Annotated in this window: 1 protein-coding gene; it reads left to right on the plus strand. The window is 39.5% G+C overall.

Going from position 1 to position 248, the window contains the following annotated elements; translation table 11 throughout:
* On the plus strand, positions 1-197 hold a 197-nt coding region (locus R2R70_RS22155), incomplete at its 5' end, for a tyrosine-type recombinase/integrase (protein ID WP_410979223.1).
* Positions 198-248 lie beyond the last annotated feature (51 nt).

Raw genomic sequence — 248 nt, forward strand, 5'->3', positions numbered from 1 at the left:
ATCTACACCCCATCACGGTACATGGATTTAGACACACGCACGCTTCGATATTATTTGAAGCTGGCGCAACAGTAAAAGAAGTACAAGTTCGTCTCGGCCATCGTGATATTAAAACAACAATGAATATATACACGCACGTAACCAAAACGGTTAAGGAAAGGACAGCAGAGCTGTTTCAATCATATATCGACATTTAAAAAGTGGGTGTTTTGTGGGTGTTCTTTAATTCCAAACAACAAAAAGACCCT

The sequence above is a fragment of the Cobetia sp. SIMBA_158 genome (assembly GCF_046566945.1).
Taxonomy (GTDB): Bacteria; Pseudomonadota; Gammaproteobacteria; order Pseudomonadales; family Halomonadaceae; genus Cobetia; species Cobetia amphilecti.